Origin of the sequence: Streptomyces sp. NRRL S-118, from assembly GCF_000716335.1 — a bacterium.
Classification (GTDB): domain Bacteria; phylum Actinomycetota; class Actinomycetes; order Streptomycetales; family Streptomycetaceae; genus Streptomyces.
The window spans coordinates 1-12,413 of record NZ_JOBL01000256.1; the positions used below are offsets into that span (position 1 = coordinate 1).

General features: G+C 70.5%; 14 protein-coding genes. 8 read left to right on the forward strand and 6 right to left on the reverse strand.

Annotation, left to right across the window (positions count from 1 at the left end; genetic code table 11):
- Positions 1-247 precede the first annotated feature (247 nt).
- Positions 248-2,035, reverse strand: a complete 1,788-nt coding sequence (locus IH00_RS43765; RefSeq protein ID WP_052411143.1) for a protein kinase domain-containing protein — start codon at positions 2,033-2,035, stop codon at positions 248-250.
- Positions 2,036-2,172: 137 nt separating this feature from the next.
- Here IH00_RS43765 and IH00_RS0102955 point away from each other — a divergent pair, with 137 nt between their 5' ends.
- The 4 genes from IH00_RS0102955 (at position 2,173) to IH00_RS43770 (ending at position 5,272) form a co-directional block, all read left to right on the forward strand.
- On the forward strand, positions 2,173-2,394 hold the full coding sequence (locus IH00_RS0102955) for a hypothetical protein (protein WP_031069201.1): 222 nt from the start codon (positions 2,173-2,175) through the stop codon (positions 2,392-2,394).
- 1,269 nt (positions 2,395-3,663) lie between these two features.
- Positions 3,664-3,957, forward strand: coding sequence for a hypothetical protein (locus tag IH00_RS0102965; RefSeq protein ID WP_158827636.1), 294 nt, complete (start codon positions 3,664-3,666; stop codon positions 3,955-3,957).
- 224 nt (positions 3,958-4,181) lie between these two features.
- The gene (locus IH00_RS0102970; RefSeq protein ID WP_031069207.1) at positions 4,182-4,865 is read left to right on the forward strand and encodes an HNH endonuclease family protein; all 684 of its coding nucleotides are present in this window, start codon (positions 4,182-4,184) and stop codon (positions 4,863-4,865) included.
- 146 nt (positions 4,866-5,011) lie between these two features.
- The gene (locus IH00_RS43770) at positions 5,012-5,272 is read left to right on the forward strand and encodes a helicase associated domain-containing protein (RefSeq protein ID WP_234334749.1); all 261 of its coding nucleotides are present in this window, start codon (positions 5,012-5,014) and stop codon (positions 5,270-5,272) included.
- 283 nt (positions 5,273-5,555) lie between these two features.
- Here IH00_RS43770 and IH00_RS0102985 read toward each other — a convergent pair whose 3' ends face one another.
- The 3 genes from IH00_RS0102985 to IH00_RS0103000 form a co-directional block, all read right to left on the reverse strand.
- Positions 5,556-5,924, reverse strand: coding sequence for an STAS domain-containing protein (locus tag IH00_RS0102985; protein ID WP_031069210.1), 369 nt, complete (start codon positions 5,922-5,924; stop codon positions 5,556-5,558).
- Positions 5,921-7,345 carry a PP2C family protein-serine/threonine phosphatase gene (locus IH00_RS0102990; protein WP_234334750.1) on the reverse strand — a complete coding sequence of 475 codons (1,425 nt, stop codon included), beginning with the start codon at positions 7,343-7,345 and terminating at the stop codon, positions 5,921-5,923. The genes IH00_RS0102985 and IH00_RS0102990 overlap by 4 nt, the downstream gene beginning before the upstream one ends.
- 926 nt (positions 7,346-8,271) lie before the next feature.
- Positions 8,272-8,496 (reverse strand): hypothetical protein, encoded by a 225-nt coding sequence (locus IH00_RS0103000; RefSeq protein WP_031069216.1) that lies wholly within the window; start codon positions 8,494-8,496, stop codon positions 8,272-8,274.
- Between the two features lie 187 nt (positions 8,497-8,683).
- Between IH00_RS0103000 and IH00_RS42565 the strand changes: the two genes are divergently transcribed.
- The gene (locus IH00_RS42565; protein ID WP_267882539.1) at positions 8,684-8,965 is read left to right on the forward strand and encodes a helicase associated domain-containing protein; all 282 of its coding nucleotides are present in this window, start codon (positions 8,684-8,686) and stop codon (positions 8,963-8,965) included.
- 203 nt (positions 8,966-9,168) lie between these two features.
- Here the strand turns inward: IH00_RS42565 and IH00_RS0103010 are convergent, their stop codons facing one another.
- The gene (locus IH00_RS0103010; RefSeq protein ID WP_052411145.1) at positions 9,169-9,357 is read right to left on the reverse strand and encodes a hypothetical protein; all 189 of its coding nucleotides are present in this window, start codon (positions 9,355-9,357) and stop codon (positions 9,169-9,171) included.
- 656 nt (positions 9,358-10,013) lie between these two features.
- Between IH00_RS0103010 and IH00_RS38730 the strand changes: the two genes are divergently transcribed.
- Entirely contained in the window at positions 10,014-10,556 is a 543-nt protein-coding gene (locus IH00_RS38730) for a DUF4158 domain-containing protein (protein WP_052411146.1), read from the forward strand.
- Entirely contained in the window at positions 10,511-10,669 is a 159-nt protein-coding gene (locus tag IH00_RS42570) for a hypothetical protein (protein WP_158827642.1), read from the forward strand. Before IH00_RS38730 ends, IH00_RS42570 begins: the two co-directional genes overlap by 46 nt.
- Before the next feature lie 25 nt (positions 10,670-10,694).
- Here the strand turns inward: IH00_RS42570 and IH00_RS42575 are convergent, their stop codons facing one another.
- Positions 10,695-10,856 (reverse strand): hypothetical protein, encoded by a 162-nt coding sequence (locus IH00_RS42575; RefSeq protein ID WP_158827644.1) that lies wholly within the window; start codon positions 10,854-10,856, stop codon positions 10,695-10,697.
- A gap of 595 nt (positions 10,857-11,451) precedes the next feature.
- Here IH00_RS42575 and IH00_RS41600 point away from each other — a divergent pair.
- A partial coding sequence (locus tag IH00_RS41600; protein WP_158827646.1) for a Tn3 family transposase occupies positions 11,452-12,413 on the forward strand: 962 nt, incomplete at its 3' end.

A 12,413-nucleotide genomic window follows, 5' to 3' on the forward strand; every position in this document is an offset into this window, starting at 1 on the left:
CCCCGCAACTACCTGGCCTTTCTCGGCCTCGCCGCCGCCCTGTGCTGCTACAAACGGCTCGTCCGCCTCACCACATAGGACACGGTCTAAAGAGCATGGCTGGACGATCGACTGATCATCCCTGCCTTTACCGCCAGGCGGACCGGCTCCGTGTGGCCAGGCGTCGGAGCCATTCCCGTTGCCTGATGGGCGGCCGCCGCACCACCATCACACCGCCGGCATGCGGATGAGCGGGCGTGCCGAGTGGTCAGGTGTTCAGTTTGGCGGCCTGCATGGCGGTCAGCCGGCGAATGTAGAGGGCCGCGGCGGCGGACGCTGGCACAACGAGGACGTGCGCGATGAGACTGAACCAGGTCTCCGCCCCGAACTCGTATCGATAGAGGAGACTCGCGTCCATCGCACGCGTGGGGGTGTGCTCGATGAGCAGCGATGTCCAGGGGGTCCAGAAGAGGGGCCAGGTCAGGAAGGTGGCCAGCCACAGCGTCCACCAGGCGTTCAGCACACGGGCTGGGGCGGGGGCCATGCCGGGCGGGCTGGAGGCGTGCCAGACGTCGTTGGCGATCTGCTTCGGCAGGAAGAGGTTGGCAAGCGGAATGAACCAGCCGATCACCGCCATGGAGGAGCGGTACCGCAGGCGGCCCGGCGCGAACTTCTCGGCGGTGGCGCGTACGCGAGCAAACCAGATGAGCCAGCACACGACCAGTGCTGCGCCGAAGAGGTGCTGGGCTTCCCATAGGAGATGAATAGCGGGGTTGCTCCACTCATCTACGAAGACCAGGTTCCCCCAAAGATCGTCTGCGCCCGGAAAGCGGTCGTAAGACGGATACAGGCGGTCCGGTTCTTCAAAGACGGTGAGCTGGTGGATGACCGTAAGTACGGAGGTCAGCGCGACGAGGGCGAGGAGCCAATAGACGGCGACCCGGTACCCGTCAGCGACGTCCACGTGGCTGCGGGCGCGGCGGCGTTCGTCGGCCAGCCGGAGCTTTGTAGGCCCCGCCTGACTGACGCCAGCGCGCCCCGTGGGGTTGCCGGAAAGCTCGGTGAGCGGGGCGGTGAGCGGTTTGGGTAGGACGGCCCCGGCCGCGGCTATCACCTCTGCATTTGCCTGTGCGCCGGGGGACATCCGGGTGCGGGGGTCCTCCTGGTCGAGGAGCTGGACGGCTTCCTGGCCCAGCCGGGCGAGCAAGATCGGCGGCAGCCATGGGGTCAGCGAGCGGTGTTGCGTCCTTTCCCTGTCCCGCAGCTCGGCCAGGGTCGGCCGGTCGGCCGGGTTCTTGGCCAGACAGTCCTTGATGAGCGGGAGCAGCGGCTCGGGTACGCCGGCGAGGTCAGGCGGTTCGTGCACCACCCGGTACATCAGGGCGTGTAACTGGCCCGCAGGCGCATTGAATGGCAGCCGTCCGGAGGCGGCGAAGGCCAGTACCGTGCCCAGGGAGAAGATGTCGCTCGCCTCGGTCAGGCTCTCGCCCCGGATCTGTTCGGGTGACATGAAGCCGGGTGAGCCGACCACCACTCCGGTGGAGGTCAGGCCTCCTGTGCTGGAGGAGTCCAGGGCGCGGGCGATACCGAAGTCGATCACCTTCGGCCCGTCGATGGTGACCAAAACGTTCGACGGCTTCAGATCGCGGTGGACGAGACTGGCGGCGTGGATGTCGCCGAGGGCTTGGCACAGGCCGGAGGCCAGACCGCGCACCGAGTGCTCGGGCAGCGGTCCGTGCTGCTCGGCCACCACCTGGTGCAGGGTCGGCCCGGCGACGTACGCGGTGGCGACCCAGGGCAGTTCCGCATCAGGGTCGGCGTCCAGAACAGCAGCCGTCCAGGCCCCGCCGACCTGCCGGGCGAGGGCGGTCTCCTTTGCGAACCGGAGCCGGAAGTCCGGGTTTGCTGCCAGTTCCGTGCGGATGGTCTTCACCGCGACCATCCGGCCACGTGGGGAGCGGGCCAGGTAGACCACGCCCATGCCGCCTTCCCCCAGGCGGCCGATGAATCGGTAGTCCGCGATCCGATCAGGGTCCTGTTCCTTCAGAGGCTGCACCGCTGACTACTCCCTCCCCGCGGACGTCACTGCGGCGCACCAAGACTAGCCTCCGCTCCTCTCAGGAACTGGACGATCGGCTAGCCATGCCTGACGGGCCTGAACCACAAAAGTCGCTGACTTGGAAGGCGGGGCGCATGAGCACGGACGTGTCTCTCGGTCGGCGGGACCGGGCTCGCGCGTTCGTCCCCAAGCTGATCCCCGAGCCTCAGGACCTGGACCGCACCGGTCCCCTGGACGCGAAGGAGCAACGGGACCTGGAGCGGATCCACGCCGCCCGCGATCACTATCAGAGCGCCAAGTGGATGCGGGGTAAGGCGCTGGAGGCTGCGTTCCGGCGGCGCCTGTACCGGGGCTAGGACGGGCAGCGGACGCGGCAGCAGTACCTGAATGACGAGTGGGACGGGATCAGCGAGTCTGCCGCCTACCGGGAGATCGGCGAGTGGCCGCTGGCCAAAGCATTCTCCGATGTCTGCGAGCGGCCCGCCCCTGACTCGCACGTCCGCGCCCTGGTCGACGTCGCCGAGAAGCAGGGCACCGGACCCGTTGTGCACTGGTATGCCGAACTGCACCGCCACGGCCGACAGGTCGGACGCCGGGCGACCGCGGACGTAGCGGCCAACCCTTGCCGACTTCCTTCGCTCGGGCACCGAGCCCGAGTGGCTGGAGGCGCTGTTCGTCCCCCGGCAGCTGCCGCCCGCAGCCACGCCACGCAAGCCTGCTCCGACCGCTCCAGCCGGGCAGGCTGGGAGCGGCAAGGGTGAACCGGTGACGGGCACGGTCGTCCACAAGAGCCAGGACGGCTCATTCCCAAATTTGGGAATGAGCGACGCGGGGTCTTTCGCCAGCGGATCGGGCGCTGCCCCGGCTCCATCGTCGTCGGGTTGGGTCCTGAGCGCGGGACACATCGAGTGGCTGAGCAGGTGGCTCGCGAGTGAGGCGAACAAGGCCGGGATCAGCCCGGACCTCACGGCGGATCTTCTCATGGAGGCGCTCGCCGACGGACCTCTGCGGGAATGGGTCCAGGCCCGTGTTGAAGTGCTGCTAGCGGACCGGCCCCGGTCCAACGTCTGACCGTGCAACCAGAGTCCCGGAGCCTGACCTACAGGTGCCGGGACTCTGTCGTACCGTCGGTTACGGGCCAGGCTCGGTCATGGGCAGAGGTCGGCGGCGTGCCGGGGTCTGCCAGCCCGGGGCCGAGCCGGCGGCGTCGTCCGGGCGCCGGGCGTTGGGGCGGTGCCGGCTCGGGGATCCGGTCGCCATCGGCGGCGCGCTCCGCAGCGGTGCGGGCGCGCAAGTCATGCGGCCGTGGCTCGGGAAGATCGGGCCCGGGTCCGAGCGCCCGGCGGGGTGCAGCAGTCACTGCCGCAGTCTCTCCCGCCGCGGCCGGTGCCGATAGCGGCCCCCGGGCATGCGATCGAGGCGGCGCGGCATGGTGGTGGCGGAGCGGCCCGGTGGTACTGCCCCCAGAGGCGTCTGGGCACCGGGCCTGACTCGCACACTCCATACCGGCACGAGCTGCCGCCGACCCTATCCAGCGCCGCATGTCATGCGTCAGGCAGTCAGTCTTCTACGGAAGAAAGCGCGGCCCACAACAGGTCGAGTTCGCCGTAATCTGGGGTCGGTGTGTGCTGGGTGAAGTGGTGGCCGGGCCGGGGTCCATGCTGATCGCCGCGTACTGCAAGGAGCACACCAACATCTCAATGGACGCGCTCGCGTCGTACCTCCAGACCCGGCAGCAGCGCAGCCGGGCAGCCGGCCCGCGGGAATCGGACCGGCAGAAGATCGCCGGGATGCTCAGCGGCGCGCTCCCTGCGGACGACGACCGCCAGGCGCGACGGTGGTACTCATCGGGGCAGAGCTACGCGAAAGGGACTTTGATGGTCCAAGCCGATCCGCGCTGTTCACCGAGGCGTGGATGAGCGGTCGCGGCGGCCAGACGTCGGGACTCCGAGCGGGGACGCGGCGGCCGCCTCACCCTGAACGCCGAGCCGGTCGGGGTCTGGACGGTCTGCACAGGGTGTTCCGCGAGGCCCCTGTGCGCTGGCCGGGCGGAACGTTCACCCGGTGAATTCCGCGACCCGCGCGAGTGATGCACCCTTCTCGATCGACCCGGTGTGTGGCTGGAGCCGGTAGACCGGGGCGCGTGATCACTCCTCTTCTCCATGCCGCCGCGGCGGCCGCGCTCACCGTGCTGCCGTTGACCGCCCTGTCCACCGCTCCGGCCCACGCGACCGCCGCCCCGGCGCCGCGCGCGGCCGTGACGATGCCGCTGGGCCAGGCCATCACCTCCCTCCCGCGCGCCGCCGAGTCCCGCGACGGCTACACCCGCAGCAGCTTCAAGCACTGGACCGACGCCGACCGCGACGGGTGCAACACCCGCGCCGAGGTCCTCATCGCCGAGGCGATCGAGCCGCCCACCGTCGGCGCCCGCTGCGCCCTCACCGGCGGGGTGTGGTGGTCGATGTACGACGAGCAGCAGGTGACCGCGGCGTCGGCCCTGGACGTCGACCACATGGTGCCGCTCGCGGAAGCGTGGGACTCGGGGGCGAGCGGCTGGACGGCGGCGCGGCGTCAGGCGTACGCCAACGACCTGGACGCCGAGCGGTCCCTGATCGCCGTCACCGCGAAGACTAACCGGTCGAAGGCCGACCAGGACCCGGCCCAGTGGATGCCGCCGGCCGCCGCCCAGCACTGCGCGTACCTCGCCGACTGGACCGCCACCAAGCTGCGCTGGGCGCTCACCGTCGACGACGCCGAGCGCCAAGCCCTGGCCACCGCGGCCGCGCAGTGTCCGGGGGCCACCGTGGTGTACGAGCCGGTACCGTAACCGCCGGGCGGGATCACCACCCGGTGAGCGCCTTGTCAGCCCCCGCCCCTGTGCCCTCGCCTCCGCGCTCTGGAGCGAGGGCACCGGCACGTCGGGCTGCCCAGGCCAGCTGGGCCAGGTCCGCAGGAGCCGCTGCGGGAGGGGCGGTGCCGGGGTTGTGCTGTCCCGGCACCGCGAGCCGCGCGCTCGGCGTCACGGCGCCGGAACCCGCCCCCGGCGCGGCGCCGAAGGCCGGCGGCGGCCGGGCAGCCGCATGGGAGCGCAGCCGGGGGCACGTCGAACGCGTTGAGCACGAGGGGCAGGAGCACGCGGTGAAGCTCGGCGTATGGCTGTCCAATCAGCGCGCCCGCCGCGCGACGCTCCCTGCCGACCGGGTCGCGGTGCTGGAGGAACTCGGGGTTGTCTGAACGGGCGTGCAAGAAGGCGCCCCACACCAGAACGGCGGGGGGCGCCTTGTCGTTTCGGGTTCCGCGGGAGCCAGGCGTGTGCGCTTACCGGCGCAAGACGTTGACGCACTCCGTCGCAAGCGGGCTCCGGGGCCCGGCAAGCGGCCGGATGTCCCGAGGCCGTGACGAGCACGGCACCACCCGGCAGACGGTCGTCGGCTGGCTGAAGACGTGGGCGGACGAGGGCGCGTAGCGGTGTGACCTCGGTGCCAGCTGTCGGCGCCGCGTTGGCGAGCGAGAGGTTTCAGGCGGTGGTGCGGTTGCTTTGGCGTGCGGCAAGCGCGGCGTCGGCGCTGGGAAAGGTGGGCAGCAAGGTGTCCATCCCGGTGACGCTGAGCAGGCGGCTCAGCCGGTCGGGGATGGCCGCCAGGGTCAGCGAGCCGTCAGCGTCCTTGGCGCAGCGCCAGATGCCGACGAGGGCACCCAGCCCGGAGGAGTCGCAGAAGGTGACGCCCGACAGGTCAGCGACCAGGTCTGGGTGCCCGGCCGCCATGAGTTCCAGGGCGCGGGCCCGCACGGCGGGTGCGGTGGTGATGTCGAAGTCACCGGCCAGTGCGATCACGGCCAGGGCGCCGTCGGTGTGCAGGACGTCGATGTGGAAGGCGTCGGTCATGGGCGTCGGTTCTCCTGCCCGACGGGGACGTCGGCGGTCGGGGCGGCGGCGCTGTGGGCGGTGGTGGTGATGCCGGTGGGAGCGGCATCGAGGGTGGGGACGGACAGGGCCAGCAGCGCCACGTCATCGCGTTCGGTGTCGGGGAGGGTGTCCAGGAGTGCGACGGTGTCGTCTATCAGGGCGCCAGCAGCGAGCGGGGCCGGTCGCTGGGCCAGGAAGTTCGCCAGACCGCTGTCGGCGAGCATGTCACCATCGGCGGTGCGTGCCTCGGTCAGCCCGTCGGTGTAGAGCAGCAGTCCCTCGCCGGGTGCCAGATGCAGGGTGCTTGAGGCGAAGGCGGCTTCGGGGAACGCGCCGACCAGCATGCCGCCCTTGGCGCGGACCGCCTCGACCCGTACACCGCCGGTCTCGGCGGGGCTGAGGTGGTAGGCGGGCGGGTGGCCGCCGGTGGCCAGGGTGACCGTGAAACCGCCGTCCCGGGCCGGGTCGAGCAGGCCGAAGATGGCGGTGCAGAAGCGGGTGCCGACCGCCGCGTCCAGCAGCAGCGCGGCGTTCAGGGCTTTGAGCGCGGCCATCGGGTCCGCGTCGACGAGGGCTGCGGCCCGCAGCGTGTAGCGGGTCAGTGAGGTGACCGAGGCGGCTTCGGCGCCCTTGCCGCACACATCGCCCACGAAGAACGCCCACCGGCCTGCGCCGATGGGAAAGACGTCGTAGAAGTCGCCGCCCACTTCCTGCGGGGAGGCGGTCTTGTAGTGGCAGGCCAGCTCCAGCCCCGGTACCGCGGGGAGAGCGGGAGGCACCAGGGTGCGCTGCAGGGTGGAGGCGAACGCGGCGATGGCCGCCTTGTCCCGCTCCGCCCGCTTGCGGGCTTCTTCCTCCGCCTGGCGCTTCTCCTGCTCGATCTTGCGGCGCTCCTGTTCGGCGCGCACGACGTGCAGCGCCGATAGCCGCAGCTCAAGCTGGTCAAAAACCACCGCCGCCAAGTCCGCGAGCGTGGCCGAATCCGCCTTGCTGATCTCGCGGGGGCGGGTGTCGAGGACGTTGACCGTGCCCAGCCGATACCCATCGGCGGTGATGATCGGAGCGGCCGCGTAGAACCGCACCCCCATCGGGCCGGCGACCAGGGGGTTGGAGCAGGCGACCGGATCGAGCAGGGTGTCGGGGATGACGGTGGTGTCATTGGTCAGGACCGCCGAGGCACACAGGCCCGGGTCGCGGCCGATCTCGGTGACGCCTTCCAGGCCGTGCGTGGCCTTGAACCAGATCCGGTCCTCGTCCACGATCGTCACCGTCGCCACCGGCACCTCGAACAGACGCGCGGCCAGCGCTGCGACTCTGTCGTAGGCGCCGTCCGGAGGGGTATCGAGAATGTCGTAACGGCGCACCGCCGCCATCCGCGCCGCCTCGGCCGACGCGGCCACAGGCCCGCTCGGTGCTATCGCAGGCAGGCTCGCTTGCTCGGGCATAACCCTCGTCTCGTTCATCCCCCCCAGGAAGGCGCCGACCAGACAGTCAGCACCCAGGCACTGTACCCAAACGCCTCAGCGCACCCGACCCGACGACGAGCTTCACGGAAACAGCCGCACGAAGGCCGTCACGTTTCGCCTTTCGGTGATCACTGGGCCGAGTTGCCGGCGGTTCGTCGATCGCACCCTGCTGGGCGGCCTGAGAGCAAACCCGGCAGGGACGCTGCACGCGACGACACCCTGCGCCAAGGGGCGAGGAAGACCTTGGCTGGTGAGAGCAGTCGACATGCGGGGATAATCTGGCGAGCGGCCCATTTGCAGGTCCATATGAGACGGATGGGCGACATGAGTGGCACGCACAAGGAGCTGGTATGCCGGGTGAGGCGTGAGCTGCTGCGGGCAGGTTTCAGCCTGGTGGACGGAGATGAGAGCGGGGCGCCCAGCATGCGAGTGGTCCAGGTGCCGGCGGGAGCCATGGTGTGCTGGACCCCCTTGGGCGGATCCGCCGAACTGACCGGGCCTCTCGACCGTTCGGGTCAGAACACACAGGCGGCTGTATTCACAGCGGTGAGGGCTGTCCTTGCCAGCCAGGGACACAATGTCATGGTGACCAACGGGACGTTCGACCTCATCGTCCTTCCCCCTCCTCAGAGTTCTTGATACCGGCGGGGGTATGCGGCCTGCGCATCCCCGAAGGCCCGGACGGCCGCACGGCAGCCATCAGCCCGCTGACATGCCCGACCACGGCCGCCACCCGCCCGCGCACGGCAGGCCGCCTTCAGCGGTCGCCAGCGGTGCCCCGGCCGACCGCGCCCTGCCGCCCCTGGGCAGCCACTGCGGATGGACAGGCCGGCCCGGGGCAGCGCCGCCATCCCTGCGCATCAGGCGGCACTGAACTGATGAGCAGGCCCGTCGCGCCACTCCACCCACCGCGGGTCATCCAGGACGGCATCGGGTTCGGTGATACCGGCGCCCTCGAGGAAGACGACCAGGTCGTGGTCGCTGTAGGCGGTGCCGAGAATCTCGTCCCGGCCGTGCCAGTGCACGGTGACTCTCCGGCCGCCAGAACGGGAGGGCCGGTGCACGACGATCGGCGCGCTGCTCACGCCTCCCAGCGTGCCCCGGGTCGGACTGGTGGGCGAGTCGGCCCGGCGACGGTCAGGGCGTGTCGCCAGTCCAGTCCCAGCGGCCGGGGTCGCCGGGGCGCGGGTCGTATAGGGCTCGGCCGCCGGCGCTGAACTGCCCCAGCTCGGTGGCCAGCGCGACGCCGGTGTCGAGGCGCAGCGGGAGCGGCTGGGCGCGCTCGGCGTCACGGCGCCGGAACCGGCCCCCACCACGCCGCGGGCCGGCGGCGGCCGGGCAGCCGCGTGGGAGCGGGGGGTGGCAGCGGCCCGCGCGTACCTGGCCCGTGAGGGCACCCTGACGGGCGTCAGCCGGGGTCACGTCAAACACGCTGTGCACGAGGGGCAGGAACGCGCGGTGAAGCTCGGCGTATGGCTGTCCAACCAGCGCTCCCGCCGCGCGATGCTCCCCGCGGACCGGGTCGCGGTGCTGGAGGAACTCGGGGTTGTCTGAACGGGCGTGCACGAAGGCGCCCCACACCAGCACGATGGGGGGCGCCTTGTCGTTTCGGGTTCTGCGGGAGGCGGGCGTGTGCGCTTACCGGCGCAAGACGTTGACGCACTCCGTCGCAAGCGGGCTCCGGGGCCCGGCAAGCGGCCGGATGTCCCGAGGCCGTGACGAGCACGGCACCACCCGGCTTGCCCGGGCGAGTGGCGTCAGGCGATGGCCACAGCAGCGAGCGCTTCCCGCAAATGCTCCAGCCGGTCGACCTCAGGCAAGCTCTGCTGGGACTCCGGGTTGCCCACGGCGGCGAGCAGATCGGCAGCGGCCTTCGCCGCGACGGTGCGGTCGTCGAACGACAGGACCCACACCTGATCGCGGATCAGCCGTTCAGCTTCCTTCACCAATTCTTCGATCTATGCCCCGATGTTCTCCACGAGCGCCATCCTATGCCCGTATTCGATCATCAACGGATCCCCCCATGAGCGCCGGACGCCCCAGCGGGATCTGTCGGACGAGTCCGCCGCCTGCGAGGAGCGACCCGGCGCAGGGCCGACTCCTATACACCTTGCCGAGGGATCACTCGCCTGATGCGCGTGGCGGCCGCGCTCCGCGGCGGGGCCGCCGCGGAAGGGGGCGCGGGTCGGGCGGGCGCGGCGCGCCGGGGGGTGGGGGCAGCCCCGGCCGTACTGCGGTCCCGTCATCCGGGGGATGAGGCCTGCCCCACGCACTCCATACCGGCGCAGAACTGGCGTTACTCACCACGGTATCGGTGGCCGCCGTGATCGGTGGGGCCTTCTTGACGCGCTTTGCGCTTGCTCCAGTTCTTCCGGTACTCCCGCAGCATCGCCCGGGCCAGGCTGGTGCCCGGCTTCTTGTCGTCCGGCATCCACGTCCGGACGGCCGACAGGGCCCGGTTCTCCCGAAGCTGCCACGAAGTGACAAGTAGCTCTCTGTAGCGGATCTGGGGTGCGCTTGTCAGTGTTTTGGATCTTCTGGGCTCATCGGATGCCGTGCTCGGCCAGGTTGGTCCGGTCATGACGACCGGAAGGAGCCCGTGGTGCGGCAGGAGTGGGAACCGGAAGACCTGATCGAGGTCTGGACGCTGCTGGAGGAGGACCAGGAGCGGCTGCGGAACAAGTCGGGAGCGAACCGGCTGGGGTTCGCACTGCTGCTGAAGTTCTTCGAGGTGGAGGCCCTGTTCCCGGAGGACGCCGGGGAGATCCCGGCGCCGGCGGTGTCGTACGTCGCCCAGCAGGTGAAGGTGCCCGCGGAGGAGTGGGCCGCATACGACTGGTCGGGGCGGGCGATCAAGCGGCACCGGATGGAGATCCGGGGCGCGTTCGGCTTCCGTGAGTGCGCCGAGGAGGACCAGGCCCAGCTCGCCGAGTGGCTGGCGGTCGAGCTGTGCGGGGTGGAGCTGAACCGGGACCGGCTGGCGGAGGCCGTGGTGGCCCGCTGCCGCAAGGACCGGCTGGAGCCGCCGACGCCGGGGCGTATCGCCCGGCTGGTGGTTCGGCGGTCAGCACCTTCGAGGAGCGGTTCTGCGCGGCCACCGTGGGCCGGCTGTCGGCGGCGACCCGGTCCCGGCTGGACGACCTGATCGCCGAGGACGCCGGCGCGGACGCGGACAGCGCGGGCGGCGGGGGCACGTTCTTCACCGAGCTGAAGGCGGACCCGGGCGCGTTGGGGCTGGACAGCCTGCTGGCGGAGTGAACAAGCTCCAGCGGGTGCGCGGGCTTCAGCTGCCGCCGGAGCTGTTCGCGGACGTGTCGGGGAAGCTGGTGGCGGCCTGGCGGGCGCGTGCGGCGAAGGAGTATCCCTCGGACCTGCGGGCGGCGGCCGGGCCGGTGCGGTACACGCTGCTGTCGACGCTGTGCCATGTGCGGGAGACGGAGATCACCGACTCGTTTGGTGGAGCTGTTCATCCAGCTCGTGCAGAAGATCAACACGCGGGCGGAGAAGAAGGTCGAGGGCGAGTTCACCAAGGAGCTCAAGCGGGTCCGCGGCAAGGAGGGCATCCTGCTGCGGCTGGCGGAGGCTGCCGTCGCGGAGCCGCGGCACGGTCCGCAAGGTGATCTATCCGGTGGCCGGGGAGTCCACGCTGAAGGCGCTGGCGGCGGAGGCCGCGGCGAACGAGGCTCGTTACCGGGCCCGGGTGCGGACGGTGCTGCGCTCGTCGTACTCGGGCCACTGGCGGCGGATGCTCTCGCCGCTGCTGAACGTGCTGGAGCTGAAGTGCAACAACACCGCCTACCGGCCGGTGATGGACGCCATCGATCTGCTCAAGCGCTACCTGGACCAACCCATCGCGAAGGAGGGTGCGTTCTTCGACGAGGCGGAGAAGATCCCGCTGGCCGGGGTGGTGCGCGAGGAGTGGCGCAAGGCGGTGGTGGATGAGCGCGGCCGGGTCGAACGCATCCCGTACGAGCTGTGCGTGTCGTGGCGCTGCGGGACGCGCTGCGGCGGCGGGAGATCTGGGTGCCGGGCGCGAACCGGTGGCAGAACCCGGAGAACGACTGCCGCCGGACTTCGAGGACAACCGCGATGTGCACTACGACGCGATCCGCCAGCCGCAGGACCCGGAGAAGTTCATCGAGGCCCTGGAGAAAGGGCTGCGCGAGGCTTTGACCCGCTTCGATGCGGCGCTGGAGCTGGGCACCACGGGCGGGGTGGACATCGTCAAGAAGCACGGCGAGCCGTGGATCAAGGTCTCGCCGCTGGGCAAGCAGGAGGAGCCGGAGAACCTCGTCGCGCTGAAGGCTGAGATCGAACGCCGCTGGGGCACAATCGACCTGATCGACATCCTCAAGGAGGCCGAGTTCGCCACCGGCTTCACCGGCGAATTCACCTCGGTCGCCACCAGGGAGGCGGTCCCGAAGGCGGTGCTGCGGCGCCGGCTGCTGCTGGTGCTGTTCGCGCTCGGGACGAACATGGGCATCAAGCGCGTCGCGGTCACCGGCAAGCACGGCGAGAGCGAGGCCGTCCTGCGCCGCGTACGGCACCTGTTCGTCAACCGGACCAACATGCGCGCGGCGCTGGTGCGGCTGGTCAACGCCACCTTCGCCGCCCGCGATGCCGCGTGGTGGGGCGAGGGCACCGCCTGCGCGAGCGACTCCAAGAAGTTCGGCTCCTGGAGCTCGAACTTCATGACCGAGTGGCACCAGCGGTACCGCGGGCCCGGCGTGATGATCTACTGGCACGTCGAGAAGAAGTCGCTGTGCGTCTACAGCCAGCTCAAGTCCTGCTCCGCCTCCGAGGTCGCCGCGATGATCGAGGGCGTACTGCGGCACTGCACGGACGTGGAGATCGACCGGCAGTACACCGACACGCACGGCGCCTCCATCGTCGGGTTCGCCTTCGCCCACATGCTCGGCTTCAACCTGCTCCCCAGGCTGAAGAGCGTCGGCTCAGCGCGGCTGTACCGGCCAGCGGCCGGCGAGGACGAGAAGTGGCCGAA